Raw genomic sequence first — 22,724 nt, 5'->3', positions numbered from 1 at the left:
GGCGGTGATTTCTGCGAAATGCCGCCGGAATGACGCGAGGTTCTTCGATGCTCGACCAGCTTGACCGTTCCATCCTGCGCCAGCTGCAGCGCACGGGCCGCATCTCCAACGCGGAGCTGGCGGAGAAGGTCGGCCTGTCGCAATCCGCCTGTCACCGTCGCGTCCAGCGGCTGGAGGCCGAGGGCTACATCCGCGACTACGTCGCCCTGCTCAATGCCCGCAAGATGCAGCTCTCCACCACGGTCTTCGTGGAAATCGGCCTCTCGGGGCAGGCGGACGAACTGCTCGAAGCATTCGAAACCGCCGTCTCCCGCGTGCCGGAGGTGCTGGAATGCCACCTCATGGCCGGCACGGCGGACTACATCCTGAAGGTCATCGCCGAAAGCTCCGAAGACTTCGCGCGCATCCACCGCCAGTCGCTGGCGCGCCTGCCCGGCGTGCAGCGGATGCAATCCTCCTTCGCCCTGCGCACCGTCTTCAAGACCACGGCCCTGCCAGTCTGAGAAGGGGCCAGTCTGAGAAGGGTGCCGGTCTGAGCGCGCATCAGTCTGAAACGGCCCCGATCTCACACGGCCTCCCCTCGCAGGCCCCGGCATTGCCGTCCCTGACCGGAATACGCAAAAGGCGGCCCGGTTTCCCGCGCCGCCCTCGAAACACCTGATCCGGTCGGAGCCGATCCTCTCCGTGTCAGTCCTCTTCGCGCGCGCCGTAAAGCGTGCCGTTGCGCGGCTCCAGGAAGATCAGCGTGGCCATGATGCCGAAGGCGAACTCGTACATCTCGAACCGGCGGTTGGCCTCTCCGCACAGCAGCAGGGCCACCGATGCCGCAAGGGCCAGGACCGCGTGGCGCGGGCGCGGGACCGGCACGGCCAGCAGGGTGCAGAAGCGCCGCACCCAGGCCGTGCGCGGGTAAAGCAGCGGCAGCACCAGCAGGTAGAGCAGAAGCACGATGGTCAGCCAGCTGCCGAACAGCGACGTGGCCAGCTGCGTGTGGCCGACCACCAGGTTGTGCACGTTGGTTTCACCCTGGAAGTTGTTGTCGATGAAATATTCCCCCGACTGCCAGCCAAAGATCCGCTGACCCCAGGAAACCTCCTCGCCCGCGACGAAGATGAACAGCGCCGCATAGACCAGTGTCAGCACCGCCAGCGCCCGGTGGTCCAGCCGCTTCAGCTGCGTCGCGCGCCAGATCAGCACGATCCCCGCCATCAGCAGGAACAGCGCCGTCAGGTACTCGTAGGGGCCATCCTCGATCATCAGCACCGTCGCGAAATAGTCCGGGGCGAACCAGGCGAAGGGCAGGGCGATGGCATGGCCCAGGATAAACAGGGCGTAAAGCGGCAGTGTCGCCTGTCGGGCGGGCACTGCCGACCGGGCGGCATGGCTCTGGGGGGCTTGGGTCTGGCTGTACATCTCGAACTCCGGATCTGGTCCGCTGGCGGGCCGGAGGGCTGGCTGCGGTGTGCGAATCTGAACTCGTCAGTTCAATTCGACACCTATACGTCATAAATCCGTTACGCAAACAGGTTTCCTGCAGGCGGCGGGGCCGGCGGTGGGGTGCTTGCGACCTGCTTCCGGGCGCGGCATTCTGCGCCTGCACAATCAGCAGCGGGAAAAGACATGGCCGTTCTTGCAATCGCCTATTGGTCCGGTTCGGGCACGATCACCCTCGCGGCCCGGGCCATCTCAGGCGCGGCGGCTGCCGCCGGGGCAGAGGTCTACCTGGTCGATGTCCTGCATCCCGAAGACGTCGACTGGGCCTTGCTCGACCGGGCCGACGGCATCCTCTTCGGGGCGCCGACCTACATGGGCGGCGTCGCGGCGGGGATGAAGGCCTTCATGGATGAAACCGGCCACGACACCTGGACGGCGCGGCGCTGGAAGGACAAGCTGGCGGGCGGTTTCACCTGCGGGATCCAGCAGGCCGGGGACAAGCTGGCGAGCCTGAAATCCATGGTGGTCTTCGCGGCACAGCACGGCATGATCTGGGTCGGGCAGGAAGTGATCGGCGCCCCGGTCCTGCCTGAAAACGCCGGGCTGAATGCCTCGGGCACCTTCCTCGGGCTGGCGATCGGCTCCGCCGTGGACGGGCAGCTGGACCCGGGCGATGCCGCCTCGGCCCGGCTGTTCGGGGATCGCTTCGCGACCGCGCTGGCCCGCTGGGGCGGCTGACCGCTGGATGGGCAGGGCGCCCCGGGCATATCCGGGGCTTCCCATGACGGCTTTCGTCACTGGGGTCCGGGCGGGCGGCTCTTCTATCATCGGCAAAGCCATTCGCCGATGAAGGAGCTTTCATGCCCACGCACCAGCCAGATCAGCCCCCGTGTTCCGCCTGCCCCGGGGGCGTTCTCCCCGATGACAGTGCTGCTGATCATTCCCGTTACCAAGACCCTGCCCGCAGCCGCCGCGCTGTGCTGCGCGGGCTCGCCGCCCTGGCCCTGCTGGCCGCACCCGTCTCTGCCCCCCGTTTCGCCCGTGCGGATCTTGCGCCACCGCTTCAGGACAACGGCCCCCGCTACCTGCAGGTCTTCGCCCTGCCGGAGCTGACCCTCGCCCGGCGGCAGGCCTGGCAGCTGCGCGAAAGGGGGTTCGAGGATGTGTCGATCTTCCATGACCGGTCGGGGTTCTACGCGGTGACGGCGGGGCTCTTCGATGACAGCCAGGTCCCCCTGGTGGAACAGATGCGGCGGTCTGGCCGGATCCCGGCGGACAGTTTCCTCACATCCGGGCGCAGCTATCTTGATCGCATGGCCATCGGCGGGCCCCGCGCCCCGGGCCTGGGCGCCACGGCCCCTGTCGCGCCCGGCAATACCTCCGGCAACACGGGCGCCCTGGCCTCGCCTCCGGACGGGGCGGCGACCCCGGAAGGCCGGGCTGCCTGGTAACGCCGGCCAGAAGTCCTTGCAGGGCCCGAATGCCTTACAGGGGGCAGAGGCGGGGTCCCACCGCACCATCAGCACCTCCCCAAAACGACAAACCCCCGGGGCGGGGCCGCGGGGGTCGTCTTTTCGTGTCGGGTCTTCCGTGAGGAAGAAAAGCCTCTTAGAGGAGACCTTCGCGTTGCGCCTTCTTGCGCGCCAGCTTGCGGGCGCGGCGGATCGCTTCAGCCTTCTCGCGCGCTTTCTTCTCGGACGGCTTCTCGAAATGTTGCTTGAGCTTCATTTCGCGGAAAACGCCTTCGCGCTGCAGCTTCTTCTTCAGGGCACGGAGCGCCTGATCGACATTGTTGTCGCGAACACTAACCTGCATGTGGTTGTCACCACCTTCCTAAGTTTGAGTTGCTGTTAGATTGCAGGAGGTGGCCTCATAGCAAGATTCCCCCCACCTGTCTACCCTGCGCCCCCCTTGGCACGCGCGCCCCGCGTGCTATCTCCTCCGGCAGGAAGATCAGGGGGATCGGGTGGTTGCCACCGGCCCGGAAAGGGCGTTTGATCGCCCCGACCGTGCGCCCTCAACGCGCGCCCGCAGGCCCCCGACCTGACCCCGACGGCCCGACCGAAAGGACACCACCATGACCGAGGATACCGCAACCGGACCCGCCGCCCGCATCCTGCAGGCCGCCCTGATCCACGTCCCCTTCGACGGCTGGAGCAGCGAGACGCTGAAGGCCGCCGCCGCCGATGCCGACGTCTCGGAGGAGCTGGCCCGCGCGCTCTTCCCCCGTGGCGCCGTGGACCTGGCGCTGGCCTACCACCGTGCAGGCGACGCCGAGATGACCCGCCTCTTCACCGCAGAGGCCGCAGCCGGCGCCCATGATGAGATGCGCTATTCCGAAAAGGTCGCCCGCGCGATCCGCCTGCGCCTGGAGATTGCCGACAAGGAGCTGGTGCGACGGGGCATGACCCTGCTGTCGCTGCCGCAATATGCCGCCGACGGGACAAAGGCCGTCTGGGGCTCAGCCGATGCGATCTGGACGGTGCTGGGCGATACCTCCGATGATTACAACTGGTACTCCAAGCGGGCGACGCTCTCCGGCGTCTATGCCTCCGTGGTGCTCTACTGGCTGGGCGACGATTCGCTGGATCACCAGGCCACCTGGGATTTCCTCGACCGCCGCATCGCCGACGTGATGCGCTTCGAGAAGGTGAAGGGCACGGTGATGAAATCGCCGCTCGGCAAGTTGATGGAAATGGGCCCGCTGGCCGTGCTTTCGCGCGTGAAGGCGCCCGGTGGTGCCGCCTCCGACCTGCCGGGGCGGAGCGGACCGGCCGCACCCTGACCGGGCCGCACCGGACAAAAGCCAGACAACAGCCAGACCACAGGATGAGGGGAGCCGCGACATGCGGGTGATCGAGATTGCGAAACCGGGCGGACCGGAAGTCCTGGTGCCCGCCGAACGGCCCCTGCCGGAACCCGGCCCGGGCGAGGTGCGGATCCGCGTGGCCTGGGCGGGCGTCAACCGCCCCGACGCGCTGCAGCGGGCGGGCATGTATGCCCCGCCCCCCGGCGCCTCCGACCTGCCCGGCCTCGAAGCCTCGGGGGAGATCGTGGCCATCGGCGCCGCCGTCCCCGCAGAGGCGCTCGGCTCCCGGGTCTGCGCCCTGCTGCCCGGCGGTGGCTACGCCGAAGAGGTCGTGACCCCCTACGCCCATTGCCTGCCCGTGCCCGAGGGCATGGACCTGAAACAGGCCGCCTGCCTGCCTGAAACCTTCTTCACCGTCTGGGAAAACGTCTTCCGCCGCGGTCGCCTGAAGGGCGGAGAGGTCTTTCTCGTCCACGGCGGCTCCTCCGGCATCGGCACCACGGCGATCCAGCTGGCAAAGGCCTTCGGCGCGCGTGTCTTCGCCACCGCCGGCAGCCCCGAAAAATGCGCCGCCTGCGAGGCGCTCGGGGCCGAACGGGCGATCAACTACCGCGAAGAGGATTTCGTCGAGGTGATGAAGCAGGTGGGCGGTGCCGACCTGATCCTCGACATGGTGGGCGGCAGCTACACCCCCCGCGACATCCGCGCGCTGAAGACCGAAGGGCGGCTCGTCATGATCGCCTTCCTCGGCGGCCCCAAGGCAGAGGTCAACTTTGCCCAGGTCATGATGAAGCGGCTGACGGTGACCGGCTCCACCCTGCGTGCCCAGTCCGATCAGGCCAAGGCCGAGATCGCGGAGGAGCTGCGCACCCATGTCTGGCCGCTGCTGGCCGCCGGTCGCGTGGCGCCGGTGATGGACAGCGAATTCCCGATGGATGATGCCGCCGGGGCCCATGCCCGCATGGAAGGCTCCGGCCATATCGGCAAGATCGTCCTGAAGATCGGCGGCTGATCGGCCCGACCGACCCCCAAGCCCTATCCTGCGCCTCGATCATGGGCCCCTATCTTGGGGCCCGATCTTGGGGCCCGGTCTTCGGGGTGGCCGCCCACTACTTGTCGTAGGTGGCCAGCCCGGCGAAATCCATTGCCGACAGCACTGTCAGCATCTCTTCCTTCGACGGGCCGGAAACCTGCACAAGGACGCGTCCGCCCACCAGCCCCGACAGCTCGCCGTCCTGAAGGACCATCTTCTGCTCCCCGACCTCCACAAGGTCTCCCATCATCGCCATCATCTGCGGATTGCCCAACATGCCGGCCATGGACATGACCATGGGGTTGTCGGCGGCCAGCCGCAGCGTGACCAGGGCGCCGTCCGGCCCGTCGTAGCGTGCCTCTGCCATGCTGCCGCCGATACCCATCATCGCCATGCCGTCATTCGACCCGGCGTCGACCTCCCGGGCCCAGCCTTCCGGCGCATCGGGCAGGTAGCTGCCCAGCAGACCGGCCTGCACCGTCGCAAGGGCCTTGCCGGCCTCCGTCAGGCGGGCAGCGGTCATCGACAGATCCCCCGCCCTGTAGTGGTCCAGCGCGCTTTCCAGGGCCTCGGTCACCGCATCGGCCCGTGACGGGGCGGGGAAGAGGCTCAGCATCACGCAGAGGGTGAGGCAGGGGACAAAGGCAGGATGCTGCGGGCGGATGCGGGATCTGATCATTGGAAAACCTGAAACTTGGGTGCTGAAACTGGGGGCCTTGAACTGGGCGCCCGAAGCTGGCGGCAGCGTTTGGACGGGATGCTGAAATGGGGTGCCCGCCCCGCAGGCTCCGCGACCACGGGACGGGCAGGGGGACATGGCGGCAGCCACCCTGGACAGGATAGGCGCGCTGCCGGTCGCGGATACCGGGGATACGTGGCACCGCAGCGTCCCCTACGCGGCGGCCCCTACAATTTTGCCCCTCCACTCTGGCTCCTGCACTCGGGCCGTGAAAAGCACGCGATCTGTCTCGCGCCCTTGCCATCGGCCCCCTTGCCATCGGCCAATGCCGGACGGCGTCAGGGCAGCCGGTTGGCGCAGGCGGCCATCGTGCCGATCAGGGTGATATGGTAATCCCAGGCGGCGGCATCATAGGCGTTGCGCAGGGACGTGCAGGATCCCGTCGGCCCCGAAGGCGCGTCATCATCCGCACCCAGGGTGATGCCGAAGCTGTTCCCGCTCAGGGCGTCGCCGCTGCCGTTCAGGCAGGCGTCCAGCGCGATGGCGGCCTTCAGGAAGATTTCCAGCTTGTCCGCCGCGATCGTCTGCATGTCGCGACAGGCGCTTTCGCCCAGCCCCTGGAAACTGTCGACATCGTCGTCGCCCCCCGCCAGCTGCGGCAGTTTCAGGTTCAGCGGCATCTTCCCGGCCAGGCGCTTTTTCCAGGCGGGCAGGCTTTCCTGCAGCTGCATCAGCGCGGTTTCCAGCGCCAGGGCCCGCAGGATGCAGATCAGCACCGGCTTTTCCAGCTTCGGACTGATCACCCCGGCGGCGACCTTCAGGTGATTCAGCGCATAGAAGGGCAGCGCATCGCCGGTCTCCTTCGCCAGCTCGGCCGCGGCGCGGGTCAGCACCGTCACGGGGTCTTTCATCAGGGCGTCGGGATCGGCCAGGAACAGGTGCTGAAACAGGGCGGCACGCGCCAGCTCGGCCTTGGAAAAGGACATGGGAAACCTCCGGAAAATGGATTGGATCGAATGGGATGGGTTTGAAGAAAAACGGTCGAAAAGGGCCCTCGCCACGCGATCTGACAGGCCCCTCAAGGCCCTGGGTTAGGGCTTTGGGTCAAGGCACCGGCAGCTTCGGGAAAGGGCGGGGCGGCACGCGCGATCGGTGCCCGGGTCAGGGGGAATGCCTCCGAAGAAAGGATGATGAAAAGGAATTGATGAAATAAATTGAATTAAGTGACGTCACTATGCGTCAGGTTCAAAACAATTTAAACCTGTGCCGTGATGGTTCCGCTCGCCTAGGCGAACTTCTGCTGATCTCAGACGGTTAACCGCCGATCGCATCGAAAAGCGCGGCGCTGGCGGCGCAGTCGCGGATCACGTCCACCCCGCAGTCGCGCGGCTCCAGGTCCTTCGTCAGGCAGATCCGCACCTCCCGGATGCGGTTGTCGGGGCAGGTCACCGTGATGCCGTCGGCGGACAGCTGCGGGTTCACCTCCAGGAAGGCATCCTCGATCACCTTTGCCGGCAGGCGCAGGTCCTCGCGCAGCTGGCGCAGCAACGGCGGGCGGGTCACCGCGCCATAGGCCTGCCGCGACAGGGCGAAGTAATCCGCAGCCGACAGGCCGGAACACCGCCCATGCGCCTGCCACTCATGCCAGGCCAGCCCCGAGGTCGCCATGATATCCGCCATCTCCGCCGTCTGCCGCCGCGACGGGTTGCGTTCCGTGCTGCGGCAGTTACGGGGATAGCCCTCCTCGTACTGCGGCCAGAGCCCATGCAGGATCCAGCCGAACCGCTTCCCCGGCGCGCATTGCTCCGGATCGCCCACCACCTCGCAGAAGGCTGGCGACCAGCTCAGCGACATCACGTAGTAATCGAACTCTCCCGTACGGTCTTCGGCCCCGGCGTGAAGCGGCAGAAGCGTCAGGATCAGCAGGGCAAGGGTGCGGCGCATATCACTCTTCCATTTTCAGGCGGGGCCGACTATATAGCGGCCAAGTTCCCCGACAACGGAAACCTGCATCGCCCCGGCGATGCGCCCCGGCCGAAAGGCCAGGGCCCGGGAAAGACGTATCTTCCGGCAGGCCCGTTGACGCAGTTGTTCAGGAGTTGAGACATGCAGGGCAAACCGATCATGGCCAAGGCCACCGCCGTCTGGCTGGTGGACAACACCACCCTCTCGTTCAAGCAGATCGCCGATTTCACCGGCATGCATGAGCTGGAGATCCAGGGCATCGCCGACGGCGAAGTGGCCCAGGGCGTGAAGGGCTTCGACCCGATCGCCAACAACCAGCTGACCCAGGAAGAGATCGACAAGGCAGAGGCCGATCCGCTCTACAAGCTGAAGCTGAAGTTCAACCCCGCCGCCGTTGGCGAGGAAAAGCGCCGTGGCCCGCGCTACACGCCGCTGTCCAAGCGCCAGGACCGTCCGAACTCCATCCTCTGGCTGGTGAAGTTCCACCCCGAGCTGACCGACGGCCAGATCGCCAAGCTGGTGGGCACCACCAAGCCGACGATCCAGTCGATCCGCGAACGCACCCACTGGAACATCGCCAACATGCAGCCGATCGACCCGGTGGCCCTGGGGCTGTGCAAGCAGACCGAGCTCGACGCCGCCGTGCAGAAGGCCGCAGCCGAACGCGCCAAGCGCGGCGAGGCGATGACCGACGACGAGCGCCGCAAGCTGCTTTCGACCGAACAGAGCCTCGGGATGGAAGCCGAACCGCGCATCCCGACGGCGATCGAAGGTCTCGAAACCTTCTCGCTCTCCGGCGATGACGATGATGACGACGACAACCTGATCCCCGACGATCTGCCCGACGCCGACAGCTTCTTCAACCTGCCCAAGGGCGGCGGCGACGACGAGGACGAAGACGACCGCTGATCGTCTCGCCCGCGCCCCCGCAGGGCGTAATCGACATCCTTTCCGAAAGGCCCGCCGGTCCCCCCGGCGGGCCTTTTGCCGTCCGGCTGCCCGTCGCTGCGCCACCTGCCCTAAGCGGGGCTGCATGACGCGGGGGCGGCAAGGGGCGGGGGCTTGCAACTCCGCCGGGGCGCGACAATGCTCCCCCGGACGGCCGAACGCGGTGGCCGAACGCGCAGGACGGTTGGCGCTGAAAGGCCAAGGGAACTGGAGAGGCCAGTCGCACTTGAAAGGCCAGTCGCACTTGAAAGGACAAACATGCATATCGCCGTGATCGGCGCGGGGATGATCGGCTCCGCCGCTGCCCGCCACCTCACCGCCATGGGGCACCGGGTCACCCTCGTGGGGCCCGCAGAACCCGCCGATGCGGCGGGATGGACCGGCCCCTTCGGCTCCCACTACGACGAGGGGCGCATCACCCGGCAGCTCGACCCCTGGCTCTTCTGGTCCCGCGCCTCCCGCGCCTCCATCGCCCGCTACCGCGCGCTCGAAGCCAGCTCCGGCGTGAGCTTCTTCTCCGAGGTGGGCTCGCTCATGGCAGGGCCTGAAGGCTCGGTGCAGATGGACCGGCTGGAAGCAACCCGCGACCGGGACGAGGTGCCCTGCGATACCCTGCGCGACGCCGAACTGGCCGAACGCTTCCCCTTCTTCGCCTTCGAACCGGGCACCCTCGGCCTGCATGAAACCACCCTGTCGGGCGTGGTGAACCCCCGCGCCATGGTCCGCGCCCAGATCGCCGCGGCGACGGCGGCCGGGGCGACCCTGCTGCGCGATCACGTGACAGGCCTCGACGAAGACGCGCAGGGCGTCTCCCTGCGCCTCGCCTCGGGCGACAGGCTTTCGGCGGACCGTGTGCTGGTGGCCACCGGCGGCTTCACCCGTGCCCTGCTGGGCAGCACGCTGCCCTTCAAGGTCTACGCCCGCACCGTGGTCTTCTTCGAGGTGTCCGAGGCAGAGGCCGCCCGCCTCTCCACCATGCCCACGCTGATCGCCCTCCTGCCCAATGGCGAGGACCCCTACATGCTGCCGCCGATCCGCTACCCGGATGGCAAGCTCTACCTCAAGATGGGCGGCGACCGGGCAGACAATGCGCTCAATACGCCCGAGGCGCTGACCGACTGGTTCCGCGGCACCGGCGATCCGGAGGTCGCGGCCTATGTCGACAGCCTGATGCGCGCGCGCATGCCCGGGCTCGACATCCTCTCGACCTCCTCGGCCGCCTGCGTCACCACCTACACGCCGGACAACATCCCGCATTTCGCGGCGCTCTCGGATCGGGTCTACACCGCCTTCGCCGGCGGCGGGCGCGGCGCCAAGAACTCCGACGAACTGGGCCGGCTGGGCGCGTTGAAGGTCTCGGGCACCGATCTGCCCGGCTGGGCCTCCGAAGTGGCCGTCGCGGTCTGACGGGGAAGGAAGGGGGCTTTGCCCCCCTGTCGCCAGTGGCGACAAATGAACAGGGAAGGGGGCTCGGCCCCCCTGTCGCCAGAGGCGACAAATGAACAGGGAAGGGGGCTCTGCCCCCCTGTCGCCAGAGGCGACAAATGAACAGGGAAGGGGGCTCTGCCCCCGTCTCCGTGCCGGAGACTCCCCCGGAGTATTTTCGGCGGGTTGAAGCAGCAGGGCCGCGTGCGCTGATCTGCGCCTTTCCGCCCCTTGGCCCACGTCCGGCAAGAGCGGCGCGCCAAGCTTCAACCCGCGCGAAATACTCTGGGGGGAAGCGCGAAGCGCGGGGGGCAAAGCCCCCGCGACGCCGCCATTTCGCACCGTCGCGATACCGACAGGATACCGACGTAATACCGACGTTTTGATCGGGCCTTTTCAGGCGCTTGGCGATTCAATTGGGGGTACGTAGCGGGGCCGGCTGCGGGCCCCTCAGATCTCCTTCCGCGCGCGCAGCGCGGCGGTGATCGTGCCGTCGTCGAGGTAGTCCAGTTCGCCGCCGATCGGCACGCCCTGGGCCAGCGAGGTCAGGCGCACCTTTCCTTCCAGCTCCTCGGCGATGTAATGCGCCGTCGTCTGGCCGTCGATCGTGGCGTTGAGGGCCAGGATGACCTCTTCCGTGCCCTCGTCCTCGACCCGTTGCACCAGCTCGGGGATGCGCAGTTCCTCGGGCCCCACGGCGTCCAGCGCCGACAGGGTGCCGCCCAGGACATGGTAGCGCCCGCGGAAGGTGCCGGACCGTTCCATCGCCCAGAGGTCCGCCACGTCTTCGACAACGCAAATCTCTGATTTCAGGCGCTTTTCGTCAAGGCAGACAGAGCAGAGAGGGCCCTCGCCAAGGTTGCCGCAGCGCGTGCATTCGCGGACGGAGACAGCCACCTGGTGCATCAGGTCCGCCAAGGGCATCAGCAGAAGCTCGCGTTTGCGGACCAGTTGCAGCACGGCGCGGCGGGCCGACCGGGGCCCCAGCCCCGGAAGCTTCGCCATCATCTCGATCAGCGCGTCGATATCGCGGCCGCCGGACATCTCTGCCTCAGAACGGCATCTTGAAGTCGGCCGGCAGGCCGAGGCCCTCGGTGATCTTCGCCATTTCCTGCTGGCTGCGTTCGGCCGCGCGGGCCTGGGCATCCTTGATCGCGGCGAGGATCAGGTCCTCCACCACTTCCTTTTCGTTGGGGTCGAAGATGGTCGGGTCGATGTCCAGGCTCTTCAGCTCGCCCTTGGCCGAGGCGACCGCCTTCACCAGTCCCGCCCCGCTTTCGCCGGTCACGGTCATCTCGTTCAGGTCTTCCTGGAGCTGCTGCATCTTTTCCTGCATCTCCTTGGCGGCCTTCATCATTTTCGCCATGTCGCCCATCTGGCCAAGGCCCTTGAACATACTCTCTACTCCTTGATGCGGCCCCGCGCGGGGGCGTGTTTCGCGGCCTTCGGGCTCACTCGTCCTCGAAGGGATCCCATTCGTCCTCGACCTCGGGCAGGGCTTCGGCCTCTGCCTGGGCGGCGATTTCCTCGCGGCTGGTGACCTTGGTGATCTGCGCCTTGGGGAAGGCGGCCAGCACGGCCTGCACCAGGGGGTGCGCCGTGGCCTCCTCCTTCAGGGCGCGGGTCTTTGCCTCGCGCTTTTCGACAATGGTTTCAGAACCTTCGCCATTGCCGATGATGACGACCCAGCGATTGCCGGTCCAGCTCTGCAGGCGCGAGCCCAGCCGTTGCGCCAGGTCCTGCGGCGCGTTTTCAGCGGGAGAGAACTCGATCCGGCCGGGGCTGTAGGAGATCAGGCGCATGTAGCCTTCGACCTCCACCAGCAGCTTCACGTCGCGGTTGGAGCGGATGAGCTCCACCACGTGATCGAAGGTGGGGTAGCGGGCCAGGGCCTGTTCCGTCTCCACCGCCAGCATGGTGTGGCCCTGCGCCCCGCCACCTGAACCGCCCCGGTGGTCGGCAGAGGCATAGGCCTGTCCGCCACCACCGCCAGGGGTGCCGCCGCCCCCTGCATGCATCCCGCCGCCGGGGCCACCATTGGGGCCACCATTTGGACCGGCAGGGGGGCGCGGTGCGTCCTTCAGGCGCTTCACCAGTTCCTCGGGCGAGGGCAGTTCGGAAACATGGGTCAGCCGGATGATGGCCATTTCCGCCGCCATCATCGCATTCGGGGCCGTTGCCACTTCTTCCAGCGATTTCAGCAGCATCTGCCACATCCGCGTCATCGCGCGCATCGGCAGGCGCTCGGCAAGCGACAGGCCGCGGGCGCGTTCGTCGGGGCTGATCGTGGGGTCTTCGGCGGCATCCGGGGTGATCTTCACCACGGAAATCCAGTGGGTGATCTCCGCCAGGTCGCGCAGCACCGCCATCGGGTCGGCCCCGTCGGCATATTGCGCCGAAAGCTCCGTCAGGGCGGCGGCGGCGTCACCCCGCATGATCATCTCGTAAAGGTCCATGACCCGGCCACGGTCGGCCAGGCCCAGCATGGCGCGGACCTGCTCCGCGGTGGTTTCCCCGGCGCCATGGCTGATCGCCTGATCCAGCAGCGAGGTCGCATCCCGGGCGGAGCCTTCGGCGGCGCGGGTGATCAGCGCCAGCGCCTCCTCGGTGATCTCGGCGCCTTCCTTGCCGGCGATCTTGGTCAGCAGGCCGATCATCACCTCCGGCTCGATCCGCCGCAGGTCGAAACGCTGGCAGCGCGACAGCACGGTGACGGGCACCTTGCGGATCTCGGTGGTGGCGAAGATGAACTTCACATGCGCGGGCGGTTCTTCCAGCGTCTTCAGCAGCGCGTTGAAGGCGCTGGTCGACAGCATGTGAACTTCGTCGATGATGTAGATCTTGTACCGGGCCGAGGCCGCGGAATAGTTCACGCTGTCGATGATCTCCCTGATATCATTGACAGATGTGTTGGATGCCGCGTCCATCTCCATGACGTCGACATGGCGGCCGGCCATGATGGCGCGGCAGTGTTCGCACTGACCGCAGGGTTCCGTCGTGGGCCCGCCGGTGCCGTCAGGACCGATGCAGTTCATGCCCTTGGCGATGATCCGCGCGGTGGTGGTTTTCCCGGTGCCCCGGATGCCGGTCATGATGAAGGCCTGGGCGATGCGGTCCGCCGCGAAGGCGTTCTTCAGCGTTCGCACCATGGCGTCCTGACCGACGAGATCGGCAAAGGTCTCGGGCCGGTATTTCCGGGCCAGGACCTGGTAGGGGCCCTTCTGGGTGCTGTCGCTGTCTTGCATCGGTTGGGCCTTGAATTGGGGCCTTGGATTCGGCGGTTCCGCACAAGAGTAAACGGGGCCGCCGGGGGCGTCCACCGGGCAGGCGGGGAAGGTGGCGCCGGAACCGGCTTGCCTCGTCGGGGTTCGATTGGCAAGGAGAAGGTGACAACCAGGATGCGGCCGGAGTGAACCTGCGATGAAGCTGAACGGACGGCGGGCAAGCCGCAACATCGAGGACCGGCGCGGTCAGCGGAGCAGCCGCCGGGTGCGCGGCGGTGGCGCGGGCGGGCTGGGCATCGGCGCGGTGCTGCTGATCCTGGCCTTCGGCTATTTCACCGGCATCGACGTGACGCCCCTGCTGACGGGCGAGGGCGGCTATGAGACCACGCAAGATACTGGCAGCGCAGAGCTTTCGTCAGAGGAGCAGCGCGCGGGACAATTCGCGGCGCAGGTTCTGGGCACGACCGAAGACGTCTGGGCGGAGGTCTTCCCGGCGCAACTGGGCATCACCTACCACCCGCCGGTCATGGTGCTCTTCTCGGGCACGACGACGAGCCCCTGCGGCGGCGCCTCCGCCGCGACGGGGCCCTTCTACTGCCCGGCGGACCGCAAGGCTTACCTGGATACGGATTTCTTTGCCACGCTTGCACGCCAGCTGGGCGCCGGAGGCGATTTCGCGGCGGCCTACGTGATCGGGCACGAGGTGGCGCATCACGTGCAGAACGAGATCGGGATCCTGGGCAAGGTGAACGCCTATCGCCAGCAGGCCAGCACGGTGGAGGCCAATGCGGCAACGGTGCGGCTGGAGCTGCAGGCCGATTGCCTGGCCGGGGTCTGGGCGGCCCATGTGGCCGACCTTCTGGAGCCGGGCGATATCGAGGAGGCGGTGAATGCCGCCCGGATGATTGGCGACGACCGGTTGCAGGAACGGGCAGGGCGGGTCCCGCAGCCGCATACCTTCACCCATGGCACCTCTGCTCAGCGGTCGAAATGGTTCACCACCGGCTACCGGAGCGGGCAGATGGGGAGCTGCGATACCTTCGGCGGGGATATCTGACGGCACATACCTGACGGCCACGGCGCTCGCTCCCGCAGGGAGCATCGCCCCGCCCGCCGTCCCAAAAGGGGCATGGGGATGGGGTGTGTCGGCTTTTGGGGGAGAGGGACCCTCTCGCGCATTTCTTTGAAATACGCTGCCGGGTGACGCGCGTCCGCCGCACGGACAGGCTTAGGTGAGAGATTGGACAACGACCCAAGCGGGACTCGTTACGGCTGCTTCCTTCCGGACCTGACCGGGTTGGCGAGGCGCTCGCCCGCGCCAACCTCTCGAGAGGCGATATAGAAAGCCGCGCGACACATTGCAACCCCATGGCAACGACACATCTGCCGGATCATCCCGGAGCCGCCGTGCTGCGGGTTCACAGCCAGACCAGCGTGTAGACGTAGGACTTTTCCCCCTTGCGGCTGACCCAGGTGCCTTCGGGCGGTGCGTCGCCTTGCGCCTGGGGCGGGACGTCCCAGGGACGACCGAAGACCTCGTCCGAGCCGGGGGTGCCGGCGATCCAGCCCAGGACCGGGTGGCGGATGATCCAGAGGTCGGCATCGGCGCGGCAATAGCCGGGGTGCCCGGCGGGATCCTCGGACCGGTCAAAGCGATAGATCAGCCCGTCGAGGGCGCGGCGCAGTTCGAAGGCTTCGGGTGGTCTGGTCATGTCCAACCCCTTGAAAGGCAAAGGGGCCGCCGGAATGGCGACCCCTGGTGAAGCTGCAGCCCGATCAGAGCGTGATGCGGAACAGCGCGAAGCCGCCTTCGCCTTCGCCCGCGGGTTCGATGCTGACACCTTCGACGCTGTCGGCATATTTCGCGGCGCCCGGCCCGGTTTCGAACAGGACGGTGGTGCCGTCCATCGGTGCGAAGTGCCAGTTGGCATCGGCCTCGGGATCCACGGTGCCCTTCTCGACGATGTAGCGCACGATGATGTCGCGGTTGGTGTCCGGCCCCTCGAAGATGATGGTGGAGCCGTCGGCGCCCGGGAAATGGCCGCCGCCACCGGCGCGGTAATTGTTGGTGGCCACGACGAATTCCATGTCGTCGGTCACCGGTTCACCATTGTACATCAGGTCGACGATCCGGCTCTCGTCCGAGATCTTCTCGCCATCGCGGTTGAACATCATCGGCTTCGACAGGTCGATCTGGTAGGTCACGCCGTCGATCACGTCGAAGTTGTAGCTGGGGAAATCGGGGTTCAGCAGCAGCGCGTCGGAGGAGCCCGGTTCGATCTGATTGAACATGCCCGCGGACCGGTCCAGCCATCCCTTCAGCTGCGCCCCGGTGATTTTCACTGCGCGGATGGTGTTCGGGTAGAGATACAGATCGGCAACGTGCTTGATCGCGACGTCACCGACGGGCACCTCGGTGTAGTACTCTGGCCCGCCCCGGCCACCGGCCTTGAACGGCGCCGCGGCCGACAGCAGCGGCAGGGCCTCGTACTCGGTGCCTTTCAGCATATCGACCATGTACCACTTCTGGGCATTCGACACGATCTGAACCGAGGGATCGTCGGCCACGAGCGCGAAGTAGGAATGCAGCGGTGCGGCGGTCTTGCCGACCGCGCGGCGGACGTACTGCAGGGTTGCATCGTGTTCGGTCTGGGCGGCGGCGAGCACGGTAGTCACGTCCTCCACCAGCGGCACGACCTTGCGGTTTTCGTCGCGCTCGTAGATCGGGCGTGCCTCTGTCTCTGCCGCGACGACGCGCCATTCGTTGCCTTCCCGTTCCAGCAGCAGGTCGATCAGACCCATGTGGGAGCCCCAGAAGCCGCCCATGACGGCGGGCTTGCCGTGGAGCGTACCGGCGTCCACGTCGACGGCGGCGTAGTCGGCATAGGTGGCGGAGGGGAAGACCAGGTGCGAGTGGCCGGTCATCAGGGCGTCGATCCCCTCGACCTCTGCCAGCGGGACCGAGGCGTTTTCCATCCCGTCCTCGTGCTGGGCGGAGCCGATGCCGGAGTGGGACAGGGCGATGATGATCTCCGCGCCCTTCTCCTTCATCTCGGGCACGTAGGCGCGGGCGGTCTCGACGATGTCGCGGGCCTGCACGGAACCTTCGAGGTGCTTGCGGTCCCAGGTCATGATCTGCGGCGGCACGAAGCCGATCAGGCCGATCTTGATCGGCGCCTCGGTCCCGTCACCAAGCGCGACGGTCCGGTCCAGGATCACGTAGGGCGGCAGCAGGGTGGTATCGCCGGTGGGCGAGGCGGCCATTTCCTTCACCACGTTGGCGGAGATGACGGGGAAGTTGGCGCCGGCCACGGATTTCATCAGGAAGTCGAGGCCATAGTTGAATTCGTGGTTGCCGAGGGTGGAGGCCTCGTAGCCCAGGGTGTTCATCGCCGCGATGACCGGGTGCACATCGCCTTCGGACATGCCGCGCTCGTAGGCGATGTAGTCGCCCATCGGGTTGCCCTGCAGGAAGTCGCCGTTGTCGATCAGCATGGTGTTGGTCGCTTCGGCGCGGATCGCCTCGATCCGGGCGGCGGTGCGGGACAGGCCGACGGTGTCGTCGGGCTTGTCGGCATAGTAGTTGTAGGGGAAGACGTGGACGTGCAGGTCCGTCGTTTCCATGATGCGCAGGTGCGCCTGGGTGCCGGCCGCGCGGGCCGAAAACGGGTGCAGCGTGAGCAGGGAGGCACCGGCAACGGTTCCGGCAAGGAAACCGCGGCGGGACAGACTCGTGGATCGTTTCAAGGTCATGGGACTCTCCTGGAATGGTCGGCGGTCAAGATGGCGTTTGCTCGTGACAGGAACATAAAGGACCCTGCCGCGGCGATGGGTAAAGTCCGATCTTTCGGAACAGCGGGAAATCGCGCTGCCTGACGTCAGGGCAAATTCGCAACGTGCCATCCGTGGGGCAGCGGGCGGGCACTCGGCGGGATTGTGATCCCCGGGGCGCGGGTGCAGGGTTCGCGCAAGTCGAAACGGAGGCAGCATGTCCAGTCACATCGGGGAAGAGGTCACCTTTGGCGGGTCGGGTCTGGACAGGGTCGCGACGCTCAGGGCGGATGATGCGGCGCTGGCAGAGGCGCTGACCGCGAAGACCAGTCGTTTCATCCTGTTCTGGCGCGGCGCGGTCCTGCTGGATGGGCCGGATCGGCTGGCGCGGTTGCCGATGGATCACCCGGTGGCCGGGGATGCCGGGCAGCCCGGTGCGATCCTTCTGGGGCAGTCCGGCGAGGGGCTCGTCTTCGCCCGCGACATTTCATCCTGGGAGCCACCGGAACTGGCGCTGCGCGATGCGCCGCTTGGATGGGATACAAAGGCGCTGCCCCGTCATGCCGCGTTGAGCACGGAGCAGGAGTTCAGCGATCTGCGGGCCGTGATGGCCGATCTCTCGCCGGAGGATGCGGAGCTGGCGGCAACGGCGCGCGGTTTGCTTTCCTGGCACGAAGGGCACCGCTTCTGTTCCCGCTGCGGTCAGCCCTCCACCCCGATCGAGGCAGGCTGGCAGCGCCATTGCACCAGCTGCGGTGCCCGGCATTTTCCCCGCACCGATCCGGTGGTGATCATGGTGATCACGCGGGGCGACAAGGTTCTGCTTGGCCGGTCGCATGGCTGGCCGGAGGGGATGTATTCCCTCACCGCGGGTTTCGTCGAGCCGGGCGAAACGATCGAGGCGGCGGTGCGCCGCGAAGTGATGGAGGAGACCGCGGTCAGGGTCGGCGCGGTGGAATATCTCTGCTGTCAGCCCTGGCCTTTTCCGAACTCCCTGATGTTCGGTTGCCGGGGCGAGGCGCTGAGCGAGGAGATCACGGTCGACCCGGTGGAGCTTGAAGCGGCGCTGTGGTTGCCCCGGGAAGAACTGGTCAGTGTTTTCGCAGGCGATCATCCGTCGATCAGGAAGCCGCGCCGGGGTGCGATTGCCGAGTATTTGCTGCGCAATTGGCTTGCGGACAGTCTTGATTGACGCGATGTTCGGTGCGGACGCGCGCAGCCCGGTGATGGTGGTCGGTACTCTATGAAAATCGTTGCGAAAGAAGACATTGAGGCCCCGATCGACGCAGTGTTCGAACGGATCTCCGACTTTCGCAGTTTCGAGCGATCCGCGATTCGCCGCGGTGCAGAAGTTTCGCGCAAGGATCGCCCCGCCGTGACCGGCCCCGGGGCGGCTTGGGACATTCGTTTCGATCTGCGCGGGAAGCGCCGTGATATCGGCCTCGAAGTCACCGATTTCGAGGCCCCGGAACGCATGGTGATGAAGATCCGTTCGGAAGGGATGAAGGGCAACGTCCTGGTGGATCTGGTCGCGCTGTCCCGGTCCCGCACGCGGCTGCGGATCGAAACGGAGATCAAGCCGAAGACGCTTTCGGCGCGCCTGCTGATCCAGTCCCTGCGCCTTGCGCGCGGTACCATCGAAAAGCGCGTGGCGGACCGCATGGCCGACTTCGCCGCCTCGATCGAAAAGACCCCGCGTTCGCACGGCTAGGGTCGGCAGGCCCGCCCGGGCCCGCCATTCCCGTTGCGGGGATCAGGGGTGATCGCGGTCCGCCGGGTAGACGCCCAGGATCTCCATCCGGTTGGAGAAGTAGCTCAGCTCATCCAGCGCCAGCTTCACATGCGCGTCCTCGGGGTGGCCCTCGATGTCGGCGTAGAACTGGGTCGCGGTGAAGCTGCCGCCCACCATGTAGCTTTCCAGCTTGGTCATGTTGATGCCGTTGGTCGCAAAGCCGCCCATGGCCTTGTAGAGCGCGGCGGGAATGTTGCGGACCTCGAAGAGCAGCGTGGTGATCATCTTGCCCGGCCCGCGGCGCGAATGATCCGGCGTCATCGACATTTCCAGGAACCGGGTCGTGTTGTTCGACTGGTCCTCGATATGGCGCGCCAGGACATCCAGGCCGTAGACCTCTGCCGCCAGCTCGCTCGCCAGAGCCCCGCGGGAGCGGTCGGACTGTTCGGAGATCAGGTGGGCGGATCCCGCAGTGTCGGCACCGGTGATCCGCTGGATGCCGTGGTCCGCCAGAAATGCGCGGCATTGCCCCAGAAGCATTGAATGGGAAGTCGCCGATTTGATGTCTTCCAATTTGGTACCTGGCAGACCCATCAAATTGATATGCACCCGGACAAAAGCTTCACCGACAATGTGCAATCCCGAACCGGGCAGCAAGTAGTGGATATCGGCGACCCGTCCGAAAGTGGAATTGTCCACGGGGAGCATTGCCTTTTCGGCATTGCCCTCCTTGACCGCTGCAATCGCATCTTCGAAAGTGCGGCAAGGGAGGGGTTCCAGATCGGGACAGGCTTGTACGCAGGCTTGGTGCGAATAGGCGCCCAGCTCGCCCTGGAAGGCAATTCGGCGTGTCATCTGGGGTATTCCGTGTTGTTGCAATCCACTCGGCCCCGAGGGGCGATTGGTCGCGGTAACTACACCTTGCTTTGCGCGAGGGGAAGCGGATAGATCACCGCCGAGCAACTAGCTACGAATTCATCGAGGGCGCAGCGGATATGTTTGACACGATGACGGGAACGAAAATCATTGGCGGTTTCTGCGGAACGCTGCTCGTTTTCCTTCTGGGCAGCTGGGCTGCCGATCTGCTCTACGACACCAGCGTTGGCGGGCACGGCGACGAGGCGCATGCGCGCGGCTACGTCGTTGAAACCGGCGACAGCGGCGAACCTGCCCCGGTCGAGGAAGAGGTTTCCTTCGAAGAGGTCTTCGCCAGCGCCGACGCCGGCAAGGGCGAACGTGTCTTCAACAAGTGCAAGGCCTGCCACAAGGTGGACGGCTCCAACGCCACGGGGCCCCACCTGGATGGCGTGGTCGGCCGGGCTGTCGGTTCCGTTGACGGCTTCGGCTACTCCGGTGCGCTGGCGGCCGTGTTCGACACCTGGACGCCCGAGAACATCCAGACCTTCCTGACGGATCCGAAGAGCGCGGCCCCGGGCACCAAGATGTCCTTTGCCGGTCTCAAGGATGTCGAGGACCGCGCCAACGTCATCGCCTATCTGCAAAGCGTCGGCGGCTAAGCGCGCGAGCTGGCCAGACAGATCAATTTTAAGGCCGCCCGGGCGTCGTCCGGGCGGCCTTCTTGTTGGCAAAGCTGGGGGTAAGGACCTGGTAACCACTTCTCACGCATTCTCGTCTTGAACATGGTTAATCCCGGCGATTAGCCTAGATCCAAAATGGGTCGCGCAGGTGGCCCGGTCCGGCGTGCCGCATCCGGCGCCCGGCCAATCGCCAACAGGATAGTCGAGGAGCTTCCGATGAACCGACCCCAGACCCGTGCCCTTGCCGCTTCCGGGGAGCTGTCCTTGACCCGACGCGCCATGCTGCTTCTGTCGGGCCTCGGCGTCGCCGCCCTTTCATTCCTGGCCGATCCTGCCCGCGCGCAGGAAGAGGAGGCAACGACCGAAGAAGAAAGCCGGATCATCACCAGCCACGGCTATTCCTTCTTCGGCGATCTGAAATATCCGGCCGATTTCGAACACCTCGCCTTCGTCAATCCCGATGCGCCCAAGGGGGGCTCCATCTCGATCGAAGGGTCCGGGACCTTCGACAGCCTCAACCCCTTCACCGTGAAGGGCCGTGCCGGTGCGCTGTCATCGATGATGTACGAAAGCCTGCTGACCGAGGCCGCGGATGACTACAACGGGTCCTACTGCCTGCTGTGCGAAAGCGTCGAATACCCCGAGGACAAGACCTGGGTCGTGTTCCACATGCGGCCCGAGGCAAAGTTCTCCGATGGCACGCCTGTCACCGCGCATGACGTGGTCTTTTCCCACAACCTCTTTCTGGAACAGGGGCTGCCCTCTTACGCGGCGGCGGTGAAGAAGCTGATCACCGGGGCAGAGGCGCTGGATGATCACACCGTCAAGTTCACCTTTGCCGATGGCGTCTCCCGCCGGTCGCTGGTGGAGCAGGTCGGCGGCGTCACCGTGTTTTCCAAGAAGTGGTTCGAGGAAACCGGCGCGCGCCTGGACGAGCCGCGCTTCGAAACCTCGCCCGGCTCCGGGCCCTACATGCTCGACAGCTATGATGTGAACCGGCGCATCACCTACAAGCGGAATCCCGATTACTGGGGCAAGGACCTGCCCATCAACGTGGGGCGCTGGAACTTCGACGAGATCAGGGTCGAGTACTTTGCCGACGATTCCGCCGCCTTCGAGGCTTTCAAGGCTGGCGAATACACCTTCCGCCAGGAAACCAGTTCCCGCCAGTGGGCGAACCAGTACGACTTCCCCGCGGTGGAGGCCGGAACGGTCGTGAAGGAAGACCTGCCGGACGGTATCCCGCCCAGCAACGTCGGCTTTGTCTTCAACCTCGGCAAGGAGAAGTTCCAGGACAAGCGGGTGCGGGAGGCGATCGCCCTGGCCTTCAACTTCGAATGGACGAATGAGAGCCTGCAATATGGCCTGTTCAAGCATCGGGAGAGCTATTTCCAGGATACGCCGCTGCAGGCCAGAGGGCTGCCGAGTGAAGAGGAAATCGCCTTCATGGAGAGCCTCGGGGACGTGATTCCCGAAGAGCTGATGAGCGAGCCTCCGGTGGGCGTGCATGAAAGCACGCCGGAGCGGCTGAACGACCGGGGCAATCTGCGCAAGGCCGGCCAGCTTCTGACCGATGCCGGCTGGGAGGTCGGCGACGACGGCATTCGCCGCAATGCCGCAGGCGAGGTGCTGACCATCGATTTCCCGATCAACTCCTCTTCCGCGCCCTCGCTCCAGCCGATCCTGGACAACTACGCCAAGAACCTCGAAACCCTCGGCATCGATCCGCAGTTCGAGGTGGTTGATCCCAGCCAGTACACGGACCGTCGCCGCGATCGGGACTACGACATGCTCTACGGTGGATATCGGGCGGGTCTGGGCACCGGGACCGGCCTTCTGCAGATGTACGGTTCTGCGGATGCTGCCGTCTCCGTCTTCAACCCGGCGGGGCTGTCCAGCCAGCTGATCGACGACATCATCTACGCCTCCCTCGATACCGACAGCCAGGAAGCGCAGGATGTTTCGTTGCGGGTGCTGGACCGGGCGCTGCGCGATGCCTTCATCATGGTGCCGACCTGGTACAAGTCCGGCTACTGGGTTGCCTTCTTCGACATGTATCGCCACCCCGACATTCCGCCCTACGACCTCGGCTACCTGGACTTCTGGTGGTACGACGCCGACCGGGCGGCAGAGCTGAAGGCCGCGGGCGCGCTGAGGTAAGCGCAT

At 66.2% G+C, this 22,724-nt stretch carries 23 protein-coding genes and 1 other RNA gene; 12 read left to right on the top strand and 12 right to left on the bottom strand.

The annotated features are described in order from the left end of the window. The first annotated feature begins 47 nt into the window (after positions 1 to 47). Entirely contained in the window at positions 48 to 503 is a 456-nt protein-coding gene (locus tag AC2IR1_RS21680; RefSeq protein WP_486474049.1) for an Lrp/AsnC family transcriptional regulator, read from the top strand. Positions 504 to 687: 184 nt separating this feature from the next. On the opposite strand, the gene AC2IR1_RS21675 is transcribed toward AC2IR1_RS21680, so the two are convergent. Then, positions 688 to 1,413, bottom strand: a complete 726-nt coding sequence (locus tag AC2IR1_RS21675) for a hypothetical protein (RefSeq protein WP_486474048.1) — start codon at positions 1,411 to 1,413, stop codon at positions 688 to 690. A 207-nt stretch (positions 1,414 to 1,620) separates the two neighbouring features. Between AC2IR1_RS21675 and AC2IR1_RS21670 the strand changes: the two genes are divergently transcribed. Continuing rightward, a complete protein-coding gene (locus AC2IR1_RS21670) occupies positions 1,621 to 2,172 on the top strand; it encodes a flavodoxin family protein (protein ID WP_486474047.1) in 552 nt (183 codons plus the stop codon). A 239-nt stretch (positions 2,173 to 2,411) separates the two neighbouring features. After that, entirely contained in the window at positions 2,412 to 2,885 is a 474-nt protein-coding gene (locus AC2IR1_RS21665; RefSeq protein ID WP_486474046.1) for a hypothetical protein, read from the top strand. 157 nt (positions 2,886 to 3,042) lie between these two features. On the opposite strand, the gene rpsU is transcribed toward AC2IR1_RS21665, so the two are convergent. Continuing rightward, positions 3,043 to 3,249: a 30S ribosomal protein S21 gene (gene rpsU / locus AC2IR1_RS21660; protein ID WP_005614280.1), complete on the bottom strand. Its 207-nt coding sequence runs from the start codon at positions 3,247 to 3,249 to the stop codon at positions 3,043 to 3,045. 262 nt (positions 3,250 to 3,511) lie between these two features. On the opposite strand from rpsU, the gene AC2IR1_RS21655 reads away from it, so the two are divergent. Together AC2IR1_RS21655 and AC2IR1_RS21650 are read left to right on the top strand one after the other, a co-directional pair. After that, positions 3,512 to 4,219 carry a COQ9 family protein gene (locus AC2IR1_RS21655; protein ID WP_486474045.1) on the top strand — a complete coding sequence of 236 codons (708 nt, stop codon included), beginning with the start codon at positions 3,512 to 3,514 and terminating at the stop codon, positions 4,217 to 4,219. Between the two features lie 61 nt (positions 4,220 to 4,280). Next, positions 4,281 to 5,255 (top strand): NAD(P)H-quinone oxidoreductase, encoded by a 975-nt coding sequence (locus AC2IR1_RS21650; protein ID WP_486474044.1) that lies wholly within the window; start codon positions 4,281 to 4,283, stop codon positions 5,253 to 5,255. 97 nt (positions 5,256 to 5,352) lie between these two features. Here AC2IR1_RS21650 and AC2IR1_RS21645 read toward each other — a convergent pair whose 3' ends face one another. From AC2IR1_RS21645 to AC2IR1_RS21635, 3 genes are all read right to left on the bottom strand, one after another. Further along, the gene (locus AC2IR1_RS21645; RefSeq protein WP_486474043.1) at positions 5,353 to 5,955 is read right to left on the bottom strand and encodes a hypothetical protein; all 603 of its coding nucleotides are present in this window, start codon (positions 5,953 to 5,955) and stop codon (positions 5,353 to 5,355) included. 338 nt (positions 5,956 to 6,293) lie between these two features. Then, the gene (locus tag AC2IR1_RS21640; RefSeq protein ID WP_486474042.1) at positions 6,294 to 6,941 is read right to left on the bottom strand and encodes a hypothetical protein; all 648 of its coding nucleotides are present in this window, start codon (positions 6,939 to 6,941) and stop codon (positions 6,294 to 6,296) included. A gap of 328 nt (positions 6,942 to 7,269) precedes the next feature. Continuing rightward, the gene (locus AC2IR1_RS21635) at positions 7,270 to 7,899 is read right to left on the bottom strand and encodes a ribonuclease T2 family protein (protein WP_486474041.1); all 630 of its coding nucleotides are present in this window, start codon (positions 7,897 to 7,899) and stop codon (positions 7,270 to 7,272) included. Between the two features lie 162 nt (positions 7,900 to 8,061). On the opposite strand from AC2IR1_RS21635, the gene AC2IR1_RS21630 reads away from it, so the two are divergent. Further along, positions 8,062 to 8,829 (top strand): DUF1013 domain-containing protein, encoded by a 768-nt coding sequence (locus AC2IR1_RS21630; RefSeq protein ID WP_486474040.1) that lies wholly within the window; start codon positions 8,062 to 8,064, stop codon positions 8,827 to 8,829. A gap of 297 nt (positions 8,830 to 9,126) precedes the next feature. Further along, positions 9,127 to 10,275, top strand: coding sequence for an NAD(P)/FAD-dependent oxidoreductase (locus AC2IR1_RS21625; protein ID WP_486474039.1), 1,149 nt, complete (start codon positions 9,127 to 9,129; stop codon positions 10,273 to 10,275). Between the two features lie 468 nt (positions 10,276 to 10,743). Here the strand turns inward: AC2IR1_RS21625 and recR are convergent, their stop codons facing one another. Genes recR through AC2IR1_RS21610 form a run of 3 tightly spaced genes read right to left on the bottom strand, consistent with a single transcriptional unit; the run spans position 10,744 to position 13,538 of the window. Next, a complete protein-coding gene (gene recR / locus AC2IR1_RS21620) occupies positions 10,744 to 11,337 on the bottom strand; it encodes a recombination mediator RecR (protein WP_486474038.1) in 594 nt (197 codons plus the stop codon). Positions 11,338 to 11,344: 7 nt separating this feature from the next. After that, a complete protein-coding gene (locus AC2IR1_RS21615; protein WP_486474037.1) occupies positions 11,345 to 11,689 on the bottom strand; it encodes a YbaB/EbfC family nucleoid-associated protein in 345 nt (114 codons plus the stop codon). A gap of 55 nt (positions 11,690 to 11,744) precedes the next feature. Beyond that, entirely contained in the window at positions 11,745 to 13,538 is a 1,794-nt protein-coding gene (locus AC2IR1_RS21610) for a DNA polymerase III subunit gamma/tau (RefSeq protein WP_486474036.1), read from the bottom strand. 175 nt (positions 13,539 to 13,713) lie between these two features. Between AC2IR1_RS21610 and ypfJ the strand changes: the two genes are divergently transcribed. Next, positions 13,714 to 14,574, top strand: coding sequence for a KPN_02809 family neutral zinc metallopeptidase (gene ypfJ, locus AC2IR1_RS21605; RefSeq protein ID WP_486474035.1), 861 nt, complete (start codon positions 13,714 to 13,716; stop codon positions 14,572 to 14,574). A gap of 173 nt (positions 14,575 to 14,747) precedes the next feature. Here ypfJ and ffs read toward each other — a convergent pair. The 3 genes from ffs to AC2IR1_RS21590 form a co-directional block, all read right to left on the bottom strand. Next, positions 14,748 to 14,846, bottom strand: an RNA gene (ffs, locus tag AC2IR1_RS21600) — signal recognition particle sRNA small type. A gap of 89 nt (positions 14,847 to 14,935) precedes the next feature. Beyond that, positions 14,936 to 15,229, bottom strand: coding sequence for a hypothetical protein (locus AC2IR1_RS21595; RefSeq protein ID WP_486474034.1), 294 nt, complete (start codon positions 15,227 to 15,229; stop codon positions 14,936 to 14,938). Positions 15,230 to 15,293: 64 nt separating this feature from the next. Continuing rightward, on the bottom strand, positions 15,294 to 17,270 hold the full coding sequence (locus AC2IR1_RS21590) for a bifunctional 2',3'-cyclic-nucleotide 2'-phosphodiesterase/3'-nucleotidase (protein WP_486474033.1): 1,977 nt from the start codon (positions 17,268 to 17,270) through the stop codon (positions 15,294 to 15,296). Positions 17,271 to 17,505: 235 nt separating this feature from the next. Between AC2IR1_RS21590 and nudC the strand changes: the two genes are divergently transcribed. Together nudC and AC2IR1_RS21580 are read left to right on the top strand one after the other, a co-directional pair. Beyond that, positions 17,506 to 18,480 (top strand): NAD(+) diphosphatase, encoded by a 975-nt coding sequence (nudC, locus tag AC2IR1_RS21585; protein WP_486474032.1) that lies wholly within the window; start codon positions 17,506 to 17,508, stop codon positions 18,478 to 18,480. A 51-nt stretch (positions 18,481 to 18,531) separates the two neighbouring features. Further along, complete coding sequence (locus AC2IR1_RS21580) at positions 18,532 to 18,999, top strand: SRPBCC family protein (protein ID WP_486474031.1); 468 nt, start codon at positions 18,532 to 18,534, stop codon at positions 18,997 to 18,999. A 42-nt stretch (positions 19,000 to 19,041) separates the two neighbouring features. On the opposite strand, the gene AC2IR1_RS21575 is transcribed toward AC2IR1_RS21580, so the two are convergent. Next, positions 19,042 to 19,875 carry a prephenate dehydratase gene (locus tag AC2IR1_RS21575; RefSeq protein ID WP_486474030.1) on the bottom strand — a complete coding sequence of 278 codons (834 nt, stop codon included), beginning with the start codon at positions 19,873 to 19,875 and terminating at the stop codon, positions 19,042 to 19,044. A gap of 140 nt (positions 19,876 to 20,015) precedes the next feature. Here AC2IR1_RS21575 and AC2IR1_RS21570 point away from each other — a divergent pair, with 140 nt between their 5' ends. Both AC2IR1_RS21570 and AC2IR1_RS21565 read left to right on the top strand, forming a co-directional pair. Beyond that, a complete protein-coding gene (locus tag AC2IR1_RS21570; protein ID WP_486474029.1) occupies positions 20,016 to 20,537 on the top strand; it encodes a c-type cytochrome in 522 nt (173 codons plus the stop codon). A gap of 237 nt (positions 20,538 to 20,774) precedes the next feature. Beyond that, positions 20,775 to 22,718, top strand: coding sequence for an extracellular solute-binding protein (locus tag AC2IR1_RS21565; protein ID WP_486474028.1), 1,944 nt, complete (start codon positions 20,775 to 20,777; stop codon positions 22,716 to 22,718). Positions 22,719 to 22,724: the final 6 nt, after the last annotated feature.

The organism is Pseudooceanicola sp. NS-SX8, from assembly GCF_057380755.1.
This window is presented reverse-complemented; position numbering and strand designations above follow the sequence as displayed.